Origin of the sequence: Faecalibacterium sp. Marseille-P9312, from assembly GCF_902497445.1 — a bacterium.
Classification (GTDB): domain Bacteria; phylum Bacillota; class Clostridia; order Oscillospirales; family Ruminococcaceae; genus Faecalibacterium; species Faecalibacterium longum.
On the sequence record NZ_CABVEW010000020.1, the window covers coordinates 1 to 13,609 of the forward strand.

10 protein-coding genes are annotated in these 13,609 nt (G+C 63.3%); all 10 read left to right on the forward strand.

Annotated features, from left to right (window positions below):
• Positions 1 to 44 precede the first annotated feature (44 nt).
• The 10 genes from F3G95_RS12760 to F3G95_RS12805 all read left to right on the forward strand — a co-directional run bounded on the left by F3G95_RS12760 (position 45) and on the right by F3G95_RS12805 (position 13,462).
• On the forward strand, positions 45 to 1,718 hold the full coding sequence (locus tag F3G95_RS12760) for a ribonuclease J (protein WP_243130392.1): 1,674 nt from the start codon (positions 45 to 47) through the stop codon (positions 1,716 to 1,718).
• Between the two features lie 27 nt (positions 1,719 to 1,745).
• Positions 1,746 to 3,752, forward strand: a complete 2,007-nt coding sequence (locus F3G95_RS12765) for a DHH family phosphoesterase (RefSeq protein ID WP_243130393.1) — start codon at positions 1,746 to 1,748, stop codon at positions 3,750 to 3,752.
• Positions 3,752 to 4,855 (forward strand): UDP-galactopyranose mutase, encoded by a 1,104-nt coding sequence (gene glf / locus F3G95_RS12770; RefSeq protein ID WP_149795241.1) that lies wholly within the window; start codon positions 3,752 to 3,754, stop codon positions 4,853 to 4,855. Before F3G95_RS12765 ends, glf begins: the two co-directional genes overlap by 1 nt.
• 421 nt (positions 4,856 to 5,276) lie before the next feature.
• Positions 5,277 to 5,732, forward strand: coding sequence for a 50S ribosomal protein L9 (gene rplI / locus F3G95_RS12775; RefSeq protein WP_015564738.1), 456 nt, complete (start codon positions 5,277 to 5,279; stop codon positions 5,730 to 5,732).
• An 86-nt stretch (positions 5,733 to 5,818) separates the two neighbouring features.
• A complete protein-coding gene (dnaB, locus tag F3G95_RS12780; protein WP_015564739.1) occupies positions 5,819 to 7,216 on the forward strand; it encodes a replicative DNA helicase in 1,398 nt (465 codons plus the stop codon).
• Positions 7,216 to 8,682, forward strand: a complete 1,467-nt coding sequence (gene tilS / locus F3G95_RS12785) for a tRNA lysidine(34) synthetase TilS (RefSeq protein ID WP_149795242.1) — start codon at positions 7,216 to 7,218, stop codon at positions 8,680 to 8,682. The genes dnaB and tilS overlap by 1 nt, the downstream gene beginning before the upstream one ends.
• Positions 8,679 to 9,227 (forward strand): hypoxanthine phosphoribosyltransferase, encoded by a 549-nt coding sequence (gene hpt / locus F3G95_RS12790; RefSeq protein ID WP_015564741.1) that lies wholly within the window; start codon positions 8,679 to 8,681, stop codon positions 9,225 to 9,227. The genes tilS and hpt overlap by 4 nt, the downstream gene beginning before the upstream one ends.
• Positions 9,228 to 9,248: 21 nt before the next feature.
• Complete coding sequence (gene ftsH, locus F3G95_RS12795; protein WP_149795243.1) at positions 9,249 to 11,399, forward strand: ATP-dependent zinc metalloprotease FtsH; 2,151 nt, start codon at positions 9,249 to 9,251, stop codon at positions 11,397 to 11,399.
• A 23-nt stretch (positions 11,400 to 11,422) separates the two neighbouring features.
• Positions 11,423 to 12,511, forward strand: coding sequence for a hypothetical protein (locus F3G95_RS12800; RefSeq protein ID WP_149795244.1), 1,089 nt, complete (start codon positions 11,423 to 11,425; stop codon positions 12,509 to 12,511).
• 138 nt (positions 12,512 to 12,649) lie between these two features.
• The gene (locus F3G95_RS12805; protein WP_149795245.1) at positions 12,650 to 13,462 is read left to right on the forward strand and encodes a hypothetical protein; all 813 of its coding nucleotides are present in this window, start codon (positions 12,650 to 12,652) and stop codon (positions 13,460 to 13,462) included.
• Positions 13,463 to 13,609 lie beyond the last annotated feature (147 nt).

The following is a 13,609-nucleotide window of genomic DNA, read 5'->3' on the forward strand; positions in this document are numbered from 1 at the left end:
CCACGATGATCATATCGCCGCAGCACTCGTAGACCGTCATATTCTTGCCCACTTCGCCGAGGACGCCCATCCATATCTATCCGCTGGGCGGCCTCGGCGAAGTGGGCAAGAATATGACGGTCTACGAGTGCTGCGGCGATATGATCATCGTGGACTGCGGCCTCGTTTTCCCGGATAACGATATGTTCGGCGTCGATATGGTCATCCCCGACTTCACCTTTGTGGTGCAGAATAAGGATAAGATCAAGGGCCTGCTCATCACCCACGGCCATGAGGACCACATCGGCAGCATCCCCTACCTGCTGCAGAAGTTCGATCTGCCCATCTACGGCACCCGCCTGACCTGCGGCCTCATCCGCAACAAGCTGGAGGAGTTCGGCCTTGCAGGCAAGACCAAATTCGTGGAGATCACTCCCCGCCAGAAGCTCAAGCTGGGCTGCTTCACCGTGGAGCCCATCCATGTGAACCACTCCATCCCGGACGCGGTGGCTTTCGCCATCGACAGCCCGGCCGGCACCATCATCCAGACCGGCGACTTCAAGATCGACTACACCCCGCTGGCCTGCGGCCCCACCGACCTTGCCACCCTGTCTGAGTACGGCCAGAAGGGGGTACTGGCTCTGCTGAGCGACTCCACCAACGCGGAGCGTCCCGGCTTCACCGCCACCGAGCAGAAGGTGGCCGACGGTGTCCGCAGCCTGTTTGCCCGGGCGCAGAACAAGCGCATCATCATTGCGACCTTCGCGTCCAACATCTACCGCGTCCAGCAGATCATCGACCTCGCCGTGGAGGATGGCCGCAAGGTGGCCTTCAGCGGCCGCAGCATGGTCAACAATACCGCCATGGCCCAGGAGCTGGGCTATATGCACATCCCGGAAGGCACCCTCATCAGCATCGATGAGATCAACCAGTATCCGCCGGAGCAGGTGGTGCTGGTGACCACCGGCAGTCAGGGCGAGCCTCTGAGCGCCCTGAGCCGGATGGCTTCCTGCAGCCACCGTCAGGTGCGCGTCGGCCCCGGCGACTTCATCATCATCTCGGCCAAGCCCATCCCCGGCAACGAGAAGAGCGTGACCAAGATCGTCAACGGTCTGCTCCTGCTGGGCGCAGAGGTCATCTATGAGGGGATGTACGACGTCCACGTCTCCGGCCACGCCTGTCAGGAAGAGCAGAAGCTGATGCTCACCCTGACCAGACCCAAGTATTTCCTGCCCGTCCACGGCGAATATAAGCAGCTGAAAAAGCACGCCATCACGGCGGCAAGCCTCGGCATCCCCACCAGCAACATCCTCATTGCCGAGAACGGCTCCAACATCATCCTCAGCCAGGACGAGATGAAGCTGGGCGAGCCGGTGACGGCGGGCGCCGTCATGGTGGACGGCCTCGGCGTGGGCGATGTGGGCAACGTCGTCCTGCGGGACCGCAAGCATCTGTCTGAGGACGGCCTCGTCATCATCGTGGCCACCGTGGACAGCAAGACCGGCAAAGTTCTGGCCGGCCCCGACCTCGTGAGCCGCGGCTTCGTCTATGTGCGGGAGAACGAGAGCCTGATGGACGGCGCCCAGAGCATCGTGGAGACGGCTCTTGACCGCTGCGTGGACGAGCACGTCCGCGACTGGAACAGCGTCAAGACCCGGGTGCGCGAGGCCCTGAGCAGCTATATCTACCGCCGCACCAAGCGCAGCCCCATGATCCTCCCCATCCTGATGGAGGTCTGAGTCTGCCCGCAGGAGGCATAACACTTCATGAAACAAAAACCAAGATGGACTCTTGAAATGCTGACCGCTGCGCTGGCGGTGCTCTGCGCCCTGCTGGTGCTGGTGCTTCTGGTGCAGCGCCCGGCCATCTGGCCTGTGCTGGTGGTGCTGGCGGTGCTGTGGTTCGCCCTGTTCGGAGTGTTCCGCTACCGGGTGCGCAGCTGGGTGGCCCGCTGGGTCTGCGGCGGCAGCTTCGAAAAATCGAAGACGCAGTTCAGCCTCGAGCCGCTGAGCCAGCCCGCCGCCCTCCTTTCGGGGGAGACGGTGCTGTGGTACAACACCGAGTTCCGCACCCGTCTGATGAAGGGCGAAGCCCTTCTGGTCCCCCGGGTACAGAAAGTGCTGCCCGGCCTCGACCTGCAGGAGGCACGCAAGGTCAGCGGCCAGCTGCTCAATCTGGCCGACGGCGTGTGGAGCGCTCACAGCTCCACCGTCCCCGGCGAGGCCGAGAGCATGACCCTTCTTGTCCTGAATGAGGAAACGGCCCTCCGCAAAGTGGAGGCCGAATATAAGGCCAGCCGCCCGGGCTATCTGGTCTTCCTCGTGGACGGCTACGACGACGTGTTCAGTGATATGCTGGACAGCGAGCGCGCCCGCCTGCTGGAAGGCATCAACCGGGTGCTGGAAGATATGATAGGCCGCGGCACGGGCTTTCTGCGCCGTGTGGCCAGCGGCCGCTACATCGCTGTGGTGGAAGAGCGCCAGCTGGAGCAGTTCGCCAAGCGCGGCTACGACGTGCTGGACAAGATCCGCGCCCTCGACCCCAGCGTGAACCTCTCCATCTCCATCGGCGTCGGACGCGGGGCCAAGACCCTGCGGGAGGCTCAGGACATGGCCGTTCAGGCGCTGGATATGGCGCAGGGGCGCGGCGGCGACCAGGCCGCCGAGATGACCCCGGACGGCTTTACCTTCTACGGCGGCGTCAGCCACGGCGTGGAAAAGCGCAGCAAGGTGCGCAGCCGCATCGTGGCCGACCAGCTGGTCAAGCTCATCAAAGAGGCTGACCATGTGGTCATCATGGGCCACCGGATGAGCGACCTGGACGCCATCGGCTCTGCCGAGGGCGTGCTGCGCATCTGCAAGATCTGCGATGTGCCGGCAGTCATCGCCGTGCGCCGTGACGCCACTTTGGCGGGCAGCCTCATCAACGCCCTCATCGCGGCAGGGCAGGAGGACGACTTCATCGACCCCAAGGGCGCTCTGCCCATCATTTCCCAGAGAACGCTCTGTATCGTCGTGGATACATACCAGCTGGGTCTGGTGGAGAGCCGCGAGATACTGGAAAAATGCGGCAAGGTGGCCGTCATCGACCACCACCGCAAGGGCGTCGGCTTCATCGAGAAGGCCGACCTCGTCTGCCACGAGCCCTATGCATCCTCGGCCAGTGAGCTGGTCACGGAGTTCTTGCAGTATGTGGGCGACCGGGACGACAAGCCCAACCGCATCGAGGCCGAGGGACTGCTCTCCGGCATCATGCTGGACACCCGCGACTTCACCCTCCACACCGGCGTGCGCACCTTCGAGGCCGCTGCGGCCCTCCGCCGCTACGGCGCGGAGACGGAGCACGTGCGTCAGCTCTTTGACGTGAGCATGGTGGAGTACACCACCAAGGCCATGCTGGTATCGGAAGCCCAGATGTACCGGGGCTGCGCCATCACCGTCAGCGGCGAGGTGGCCCCCGAGGCCCGGGTGGCCATCGCTCAGGCGGCCAACGACCTGCTGACCATCCAGAACGTGGAGGCCAGCTTCGTGGCCGTGCAGGTGGGCGGCGGCGTCAACATCTCGGCCCGCAGCCTCGGCGCGGTGAATGTGCAGGTCATCATGGAGGCTCTGGGCGGCGGCGGTCATCAGACCATGGCAGCGGCCCAGCTCAAGCATATCACCCCGGAGGCGGCCCGCAGCCGCATCCAGACGGCCATCGACCAGTACCGGGAGGCCCAGAAAAAGAGCAGCCTCGAGTCGGAATCCGAACAGAAGAAAAAGGATAAACAGTAATGAAACAGTACGATTATCTTATCGTTGGCGCTGGCCTGTACGGCGCGGTATTTGCCCATGAGGCCAAGAAGGCCGGCAAGCGCTGCCTCGTCATCGACAAGCGCGCTCATATCGCAGGCAACATCTACACCGAAGAGGTGGAGGGCATCAACGTCCACCGCTACGGCGCCCACATCTTCCACACCAACAACAAGGCTGTGTGGCAGTACGTCAACCAGTTCGCGGAGTTCAACCGCTACACCAACAGCCCTGTCGCCAACTATCACGGCGAGATCTACAACCTGCCCTTCAACATGAACACCTTCAACAGGATGTGGAGCGTCGTGACCCCCGCCGAGGCGAAGGCGAAGATCGAGCAGCAGCGCGCCGAGGCCGGCATCACGGAGCCGAAGAACCTCGAGGAGCAGGCCATCAGCCTGGTCGGCACCGACATCTACGAAAAGCTCATCAAGGGCTACACCGGCAAGCAGTGGGGCCGCCCCTGCACCGAGCTGCCCGCTTTCATCATCAAGCGCCTGCCTGTCCGTTTCACCTACGACGACAACTACTTCAACGCCCTGTATCAGGGCATCCCGGGCGGCGGCTATACCGCCATGGTGGAGAAGATGCTGGACGGCGTGGAAGTGCGCCTGGGCGTGGACTATCTGGCCGAGAAGGCAGAGCTGGACAAGCTGGCCGACAGGGTCGTCTACACCGGCCCGGTGGACGCCTACTTCGGCTACAAGCTGGGCGCATTGCAGTACCGCAGCGTCCGCTTTGAGACCGAGACGCTGGACACCGACAACTATCAGGGCAACGCCGTCGTCAACTACACCGACGCCGAGACGCCCTACACCCGCATCATCGAGCACAAGCACTTTGAGTTCGGCACTCAGCCCAAGACCGTCATCAGCCGCGAGTACAGCGCCGAGTGGAAGCCCGGCGATGAGCCCTACTACCCGGTGAACGACGAGAAGAACGGCGCACTCTACGCCGAGTACAAGAAGCTGGCCGACGCCGAGCCGGGGGTCATCTTCGGCGGACGTCTGGGCGAGTACAAGTACTACGACATGGATAAGGTCATCGAGGTGGCGCTGGACGTCGTGGGCAGGGAGCTGGCGTAATAGCTTCTTCACAGAGCGCTCGCCCGGAAGGACCTCTCAGTCGCTGACGCGACAGCTCCCCTTAAAAGGGGAGCCATTGGCAGGCCGGGCCACTTTGCGCTGGACGCCTGAGGTCCGACATGGCGCAAAAGGGCGGGCCTTGCTACAGAGGTCAGGCGCTTCTGGACAAGCGCACCTTGTAAAGCTGTCGCTGGCCTAGACAGCGGAGCACTACTGTTTCCGAGACATCGTGCTTTGCTCGTCCAGTGGAAGTCTGACCGACACGCCAGTGGCTCCCCCTTTGGGGGAGCTGGCGAGCGAAGCGAGACTGAGAGGGCAAGGACGCTGACAGAGGAGCTCAGGCGTTGACGTAACAGCCCGATTGCTGTATACTAACCATAGAAATCCACCGGTTTTCCGGTGAGAAGTGAGGGATACTATCATGAAAGTGATTCTGAAGCAGGACGTCAAGGGCATCGGCAAGAAGGACGAGATCCACGAGGTCTCCGACGGCTACGCCCGCAACTTTCTGTTCCCGCGCAAGCTGGCCGCTGTGGCCGACGCCAGCGCGGTGAATATCGCACGGGGCAAGGAGGCCGCTGCCGACTTCCACGAGGCTGAGAACGTGGCCGCCGCTCAGGCTGTGGCCGCGAAGCTCGAGGGCAAGACCGTGGTCATCAAGGCCAAGGGCGGTGCCTCCGGCCGTCTGCACGGCAAGGTCACCGGCAAGGAAGTCGCTGAGGCTCTGGCCCAGCTGGCCGGTTCTCCCATCGACAAGAAGAAGATCGAGCTGGAGACCAAGGACATCAAGGACGCGGGCGTCTTCAACGGCAAAGTCCGCCTCCATGTCGGTGTCGTGGCTTCCTTCAAGGTCCAGGTAGAAGTGGAGCAGGCCTGATTTGACCGCTATCTGCGCCCCCTCTCGGCAGGGGGCGCTTTTTGGCTTTACGGCATTTATATAAATAAAGCAGAAGGATAACGACCATGCCGAACGAACGACATTATAACGAACTCAACCTCGAGAGCGTGGGCATCAACCTGCCCTACAATATGCAGGCAGAGCAGAGCGTGCTGGGCGCGGTGCTGCTGAAACCCGAGACCCTGACCGATCTCGTCGAGATCATCCGGCCCGAGATGTTCTACACCCGGCAGAACGCTCAGATCTACTCCGAGATGCTCCGCCTCTTTACCAGCGACCAGACCATCGACTTCGTCACCCTGCTGGACGCCGTCATCTCGGACGGCGTGTTCCCCAGCGCCGACGAGGCGAAAGTCTACCTGACCGGCCTCGCCGAGACGGTCCCCAGCATCTCCAACGTCAAGGCGTATGCGCAGATCGTGCAGGAAAAGTATCTGGTGCGCCAGCTGATGGGTGTCGCAAAGGACATTTTGCAGGACGCGGGCGACGAGCCCGACGCCGACCTGCTGCTGGAAAACGCCGAGCAGCGCATCTATGAGATCCGCTCCGGCCGCGATTCCAGCGCCCTGACGCCCCTTTCTTCCAGCATGGTGGAGACTCTGACAAATCTGCAAAAGATCAGCGGCCCCGACGCCGACAAGTACAAGGGCATCCCCACCGGCTTCCGGCTGCTGGACACCGTCCTCACCGGCCTTGGCCGCGGCGACCTCATCATCCTCGCTGCCCGCCCCGGTATGGGCAAGACCAGTTTCGCGCTGAACATCGCTACCCGCGTGGCCATGCAGCAGAAGGTGCCGGTGGCCATCTTCAGCCTCGAAATGACGAAGGAGCAGCTGACCAACCGCATCCTCTCCGCTGAAGCGGGCATCGACAGTCAGGCGTTCCGCACCGGTGCGCTCCGGGCCGAGGACTGGGAGTATCTGGCCCTCGCCACCGAAAAACTGCACGACGCACCGATCTATATGGACGACACCTCGGGCATCACCATCACCGAGATGAAGGCGAAGATCCGCCGGGTCAATCAGGACCCCGCCCGCCCCAACGTGGGCCTCATCGTCATCGACTATCTGCAGCTGATGACCAGCGGCCAGCGCAGCGAGAACCGCGTGCAGGAGATCAGCTCCATCACCCGAAACCTCAAAATTATGGCCAAAGAGATGAACGTGCCCATCATCGCTCTGAGCCAGCTATCCCGTGCGGTGGAAAAGCAGGGCAACAACTCCAGCCACCGCCCCCAGCTGTCGGACCTGCGCGACTCCGGCTCCATCGAGCAGGACGCCGACTGCGTCCTCTTCCTGTACCGCGACTCCTACTACGCCAGCCAGAACCCCGACGGCGCGGAGGTGGACGCCGACACCGCCGAGTGCATCGTGGCAAAGAACCGTCACGGCGAGACCAGCACGGTGCCGCTGGGCTGGGACGGCGCCCACACCCGCTTTATGGATGTGGACTTCAAACGCTGATGAACTACGAAGAGATCTTACAGACGGTGCGCGGCTTCTGCGCCCGGGAAAAGCTGCTGGACGGCAAAAAGCATCTCGCGCTGGCTGTTTCGGGCGGGGCCGACAGCATGGCCCTGCTCTGCCTCATGCGCCCGCTGGCCGAGGAAAGGGGCATCGCCCTCACGGTCTGCCACGTCAACCACGGCCTGCGAGGGGAGACGGCGGACCGGGACGAAGCCTTCGTCCGGGAGGTCTGCGCCCGGCTGGGCCTGCCGCTGCGGGTGTTCCATGCCGCTGAGCTGGAAGCCGAGGCAGGAAAGCCCCGGGCAGGGGAGGACTGGGCGCGCCGCCTGCGGTATGCCTGCTTTGAGCGGGTGCTGGCCGACGGGATAGATGCCGTCGCAACTGCCCATACTGGGAGTGACCAGGCCGAGACGCTGCTGTTCCGGCTGGCCAGAGGCACCGGCCTCCACGGCGCGGCGGGCATCCGGCCCAGCCGCCCAGGCTATCTGCGGCCTCTGCTCTGCCTGACGAGGGCCGACACCGAGGCTGTCTGCCGCGCCTGCGGCGAACGCTGGGTCACCGACGAGACCAACGCCGCTGACGACTACGCCCGCAACCGTCTGCGCCACGGCGCACTGCCCGCCCTCTGCGGGGTCAACAGCGCCGCCGAGCGCAATCTGGCCCGCTTCTGTGAGAAAGCCGCCAAGGCGGACGAATACTTCGCCCGGCAGGCGGATGCGCTGCTGGCTTCGGCCCGGGCAGCGGACGCAGAAAGCCTGCCCGGCGGGGCGGGATACGCCCTGCGCAGCGGCCAGCCCGTGTGGATGTCAGAGCCTTTGCGGCAGACTGACCCGCTCATCCTCGACATGGCCCTCCACAGCCTTGTGGAGCCGGTGCGGGACGCGGAGGAAAAATATATCCGCCTGCTGGCCGACCTTGTGGAAAAGGGCAGCGGCGCGGTGCAGCTCACCGACGCCGTCCGCTTCTGCGCCCGGGACGGCGTGCTCTGGCGGGAGGAAGCCGATCAAAACACCCGCCGGCAGGGCGAAAAAGCGGACTGTCCGAAATTTGAAGTATCCCTGCCGGAGGGCGGCGATTATCCGCTGCCCGGCGGCAGAAAGCTGCATATCCGGGTGGTTTCGGCCTGTTTTGAAGAAAAAACACAGGGTGTTCATAAAAAAGACTTAAAAAATCAGGCAGATTATGCTAAAATAAACTCGATATGTCCTGTTCTGCGGCTGCGCTGCCGTCAGCCCGGCGACCGCTTCCGTCCGGCCGGGCGGGGGGTAGACCGGGAGCTGCGCAAATGGATGAACGAGGCGGGCATCCCGCCCCAGGAACGGGACACGCTGCCGCTGCTGGCGGCAGGCAGACAGGTGCTGTGGGTCTGCGGAGAGGGCTTTGCCGATGGGCTGGCCCCCGGGCCGGACACCGGGCAGCTGCTGCAGGTGGAACTAGAAAATTTTGGAGGAATCGAATCATGAGCATGCATGACGATATTTTGAAGGTCCTCGTTTCGGAAGAGGAGCTGAAAGCGAAGGTGGCTGAGCTGGGCGCTCAGATCAGCAAAGACTATGAGGGCAGAAACCTCGTCCTCGTCTCCATCCTCAAGGGCTCGGTGGTCTTTATGGCCGACCTGATGCGCGCCGTGAGCATCCCGTGCAGCATCGACTTCATGGTGGTGTCCAGCTACGGCGGCGGCAACACCACCAGCACCGGCCTCGTCAAGATCATCAAGGACCTGGACGGCGACCTCTCCGGCAGGGACGTGCTCATCGTGGAGGACATCCTCGACACCGGCATCACCCTGTCGAACCTTGTGCCGATGCTCAAGATGCGCAACCCGAACTCGGTGAAGATCTGCACCATCCTCGACAAGCCCAGCCGCCGCAAGGCCGACATCGCCCCGGACTACGAGGGCTTCGCGGTGCCGGACGAGTTCGTGGTGGGCTACGGCCTCGACTACGACGAGAAGTACCGCAACCTGCCCTACATCGGCGTACTCAAACCCAGCGTCTACGAAAAGTAAGAAATAAAACCAGAACTGGAGTTGATCCTTTTGCAACCTAAGAGACCTCGTATCAATCCGCTCATCCTCGCACTGGCGCTGGCCGCCGTGCTGATGGTCTGGTCGGTGATGGGCAGCGGGTCGGGCAGCACCAGCGGCTCGACCATGAGCTACTCCACCGTCGTCCATTACTTTGAGCACAATCAGGTCACGGCCTTCACGCTGGACCGCAACACCAGCGTCATCACCCTGAACCTGAAAGAAGGCGACCTGCCCCTGCCGGACGTCTCCTCCACCCAGAGCACAGTGCAGTCCACCGGCGGTCTGCTGAGCGGGATGTTCTCCTCCTCGTCGGAGTCCACCGGCGCAGTGCAGGAGGACGACGGCACCGTCACCGTCCGCTATAAACTGCCCTATGCCTACGTTTTCATCGAGAACGTGGACAAGTATATCGAGTCCTACGACGCGGCGAACCCCGACGCGCCCATGACCTACGACTACACCTCCCTCAAGGAGACCATCCCCTGGATGGAGATCATCTTCTATCTGGGGATGCTGGGCTGCACCGGCTTTTTGCTGTTCTCGATGATGCGGGGCGGCGTCGGCGGTGGCGGCGGCATCATGAATGTCGGCAAAGCCAAGGTCAAGGACGAGCACGAGAACAAGAAGACCGCCACCTTTGCCGATGTGGCCGGTGAAGACGAAGAGAAGGAAGAGCTGAAAGAGGTCGTGGAGTTCCTCAAGAGCCCCGACAAGTTCAACTCTCTGGGCGCACGCATCCCCCACGGCGTGCTGCTCGTCGGCCCTCCGGGTACCGGCAAGACCCTGCTGGCCCGCGCCTGCGCCGGTGAGGCCGGTGTGCCGTTCTACTCCATCTCCGGCTCTGACTTCGTCGAGATGTACGTCGGCGTCGGCGCATCCCGTGTGCGCGACCTCTTCGACAAGGCAAAAAAGACCATGCCCTGCATCATCTTCATTGATGAGATCGATGCTGTGGGCCGTCAGCGCGGTGCCGGTCTCGGCGGCGGTCACGACGAGCGCGAGCAGACCCTGAACCAGCTGCTGGTCGAGATGGACGGCTTCGAGGCCAACGACGGCGTCATCGTCATGGCGGCCACCAACCGTGCCGACATCCTCGATAAGGCCCTGCTCCGCCCGGGCCGCTTCGACCGTCAGGTCTACGTCGGCCTGCCCGACGTCAAGGGCCGCGAGGAGATCCTGAAGGTCCACACCAAGAACAAGCCCCTCGCCCCGGATGTCTCCCTCAAGGTCATCGCACAGCGCACCGCAGGCTTTGCGGGCGCTGACCTCGAGAACCTCGTCAACGAGGCCGCTCTGCTGGCTGCACGCCGCAGCCGCAAGGCCATCACGATGGAGGACATCGAAGAGGCTTCCATGAAGGTCATGGCCGGCCCCGAGAAGAAGAGCCGGGTCGTCACCCCCGAAGAGAAAAAGCTCACCGCCTACCACGAGGCGGGCCACGCTGTGGCGGGCTTCTACTGCAAGCACCACCCCCGTGTGCATGAGATCACCATCATCCCCCGCGGTCAGGCCGGCGGCTACACCATGTATCTGCCCGAGAAAGACCGCAGCTACGTCACCAAGGGCGAGATGTTCGAGGACATCGTGTCCAGTCTGGGCGGCCGCGTAGCCGAGCAGCTTATCCTGGACGACATCTCCACCGGTGCGTCCAACGACCTGCAGCAGGCGACGAACATCGCCCGCCAGATGATCACCAAGTACGGCTTCTCCGAGCGCCTTGGCCCTGTGGTCTACGGCACCTCTCAGGAGGAGACCTTCCTGGGCCGCGACCTCGGCCAGGGCAAGGGCTACAGCGAGACCACCGCTGCTGAGATCGACAGCGAGATGCGGGACATCATCGACGAGGCCTACGAGACCTGCCGCCGCACCCTGACGGAGCATATCGACCAGCTCCATGCGCTGGCACAGGCCCTGATGGAGCGCGAGAAGCTGAACGAGAAGGAGTTCAACGCCGTGATGGCAGGCGAGACCCTGCCCCAGCGTGAGGACCCCGACGCAAAGCCCGCCGAGGATCAGCCCGCTGTCCAGCCTGTGGAACAGGCTGAGACCGCAGAGGCTGCGGAGCCTGCCGAACCTGCTGAGGCAGTGGATGCCGCCCCGCAGGAAGCTCCGGCCCCCGAAACGCCGGATGAAGGCGAAGCCAACCAGTAAACCAAGAGAAAGGGGAGAGTGTTGTGGAGGAAAATTTTGAACCGGTCGCGCGGACACGGGCCAACTATTACACCCCGGGCAGCCCGGTGCAGTTCGTCTGCGTGGAGCTGCTCAAGGGCGAAGTCAGCGGCGAACACGCGGTCTGTCTGACCTTTAAGAACATTTCCCGCGTGACCCTGACGGCACTGGAGATCCACTTCAAGTGCAAGGGCGTGGACGGCGTCATCCTCTGTGAGGACGAGTTCGAGTACCGTGACCTTACCGCAAAGCCCGGCGAGAGCTTCGGCATGGACGATGCCGTCTTTGTCACCCAGAAGGCCATCACCAGCGTGGACGTCACCCTGCGCAATGTCTACAGCGGCAGGAAGGTCGTCCACCTCGAGAGCATCAAGCGGGTGCGCCTGCCGGCCCCCCGCCGCCTGAGCGTCGAGATGCAGAAGGCCCTCGAAGCCCGGATGAACCGCACCGGCATGAAGTTCATGCCCCAGGTCTTCGAGAACGGCTGGTACTGCGCCTGCGGTGCCTTCCACCCGAAGGAAGAGGACACCGTCTACTGCTCCGAGTGCGGCAGCGACCGCATCCTTTTGCAGAACGCGCTGAACACCCTGCTGCAGCCGGAAGCCCCGGTGCGCCAGCCCGAGCCGCAGCCTGCGGCCCAGCCGGTGCGCCCCGCCGCGCCTGCGGAGGAGCCCACCCGCATCGTGGGTGCAGCGCAGGAGGAAGCCACCCGTATCATCCCGCCCCGGGCGGCGGAGCCTGCGCCCGACTATGCGCCTGCCGCTGAGATGGACGCGACCCGCGTGGTGTCCCGCGCCCCGGAGCAGGAGGCGACCCGCGTTCTGCCCCGCCAGCCGGAGCCGGTGCGCCCGGCCAAGTCCTTTGCGCCGGACGAAGAGGTGGAGAAGTACGGCACCCGTGTGGTACCCTCGACTCCCGCCGCCGCGCCGTCCCGCCTGCAGGCAAAGCCGCTGGACGAGGAGGACGACTGCGAAGAGGAAGACCCCCGCGACAGCATCGCTGAGACGCTCATCCGCTGGGTGCCGCCCATCACCGCCATCGTGTGTGCGGGCATCGCCCTGTGCGGCTTCGTGTATTCTCAGTTCATGATGTAAAATAGGATGTACGGCGGAGGAGGCAGAGGCTTCCTCCGCTTTTAATTTAAGGAATAACCTCTCAGTCTGCTTCGCAGACAAGGCCGGGTTGCGGCACGCCGTAGGCGTGACGGAGAGGTTTAACAAGGAGAGATGATTATGCCTGACGAAGCTTTGCAGGCCGCGTTCGAGATCAAAGCGGCCTGCGACGACATCAGCCGGAAGCTGCTGCGCTGGCACTGGGAGGAAAAGCCCGGCGCTCACAGCGTGGACGCCCTGATGAAGCATCTGGCCCAGCGCCAGAAGGAGAGCCCCGACTACTACGAGCGCCTGCCGGAGCTGAATGGCCGCACCGGCTGGCAGCAGCTGGATACCACCCTCTGTATGCGCATCCTGCTGGACCCGGAAAAGGACGCCGCCCGGCCTCTGGACCTGCTGGGCAATACGCCTCACCCGGCAGCGGCCCGCCGCGCCTGCAACGCGGTGCGGATGGCCCGCAACGAGGCCGCCCACGCCTCCGACAGGACCGCAGCCGCACAGGCGGCGATCCGGTTCAACGAGGCCGTGGAGGAGCTGGAAGCGGGCTATGAGGGAACGGCCCTGACCACCGGCGACCTCGAGAAGTATTACCGGATGGCGGAGGACTTTCTGTCCCGCTGCGGTGCGTCGGAGACCATCGAGCCTCAGAAAAAGGCTGAGGACGAAGCGCCCCGCCGTCAGAAGTCCCAGAAAAGCGGCAGCACATCCCGCAAGCGCCAGAGCGGCGGGAATCGTGCCGCTTCGGGCCGGGGAACATCCAGCCGCAGCCGGAATACCTCTGGCCGGAACAGCCGCAGCCGCCAGAATATGCAGACCACGGCCCGCCGCAGGAAGCGTCAGCGCACCCAGAGCCGCGCTCTCACCGTGGTGCTGCTGGCCGTCGTCCTGCTGGGCCTGCTGGTCCGGGCTTGGACGATGGGACTGATGAAGTGATACGCTCTACTGAGGTAGATTATGTGATAAAGTTTCAAATTAAAGACATACTTACGTTGTAAAATGAACTTTATCAACTTGATAAAGTTCCCCCTATTGATAAAGTTCGAACTTTATCAGCTCACCCGAAGTTTATCACCTTGATAA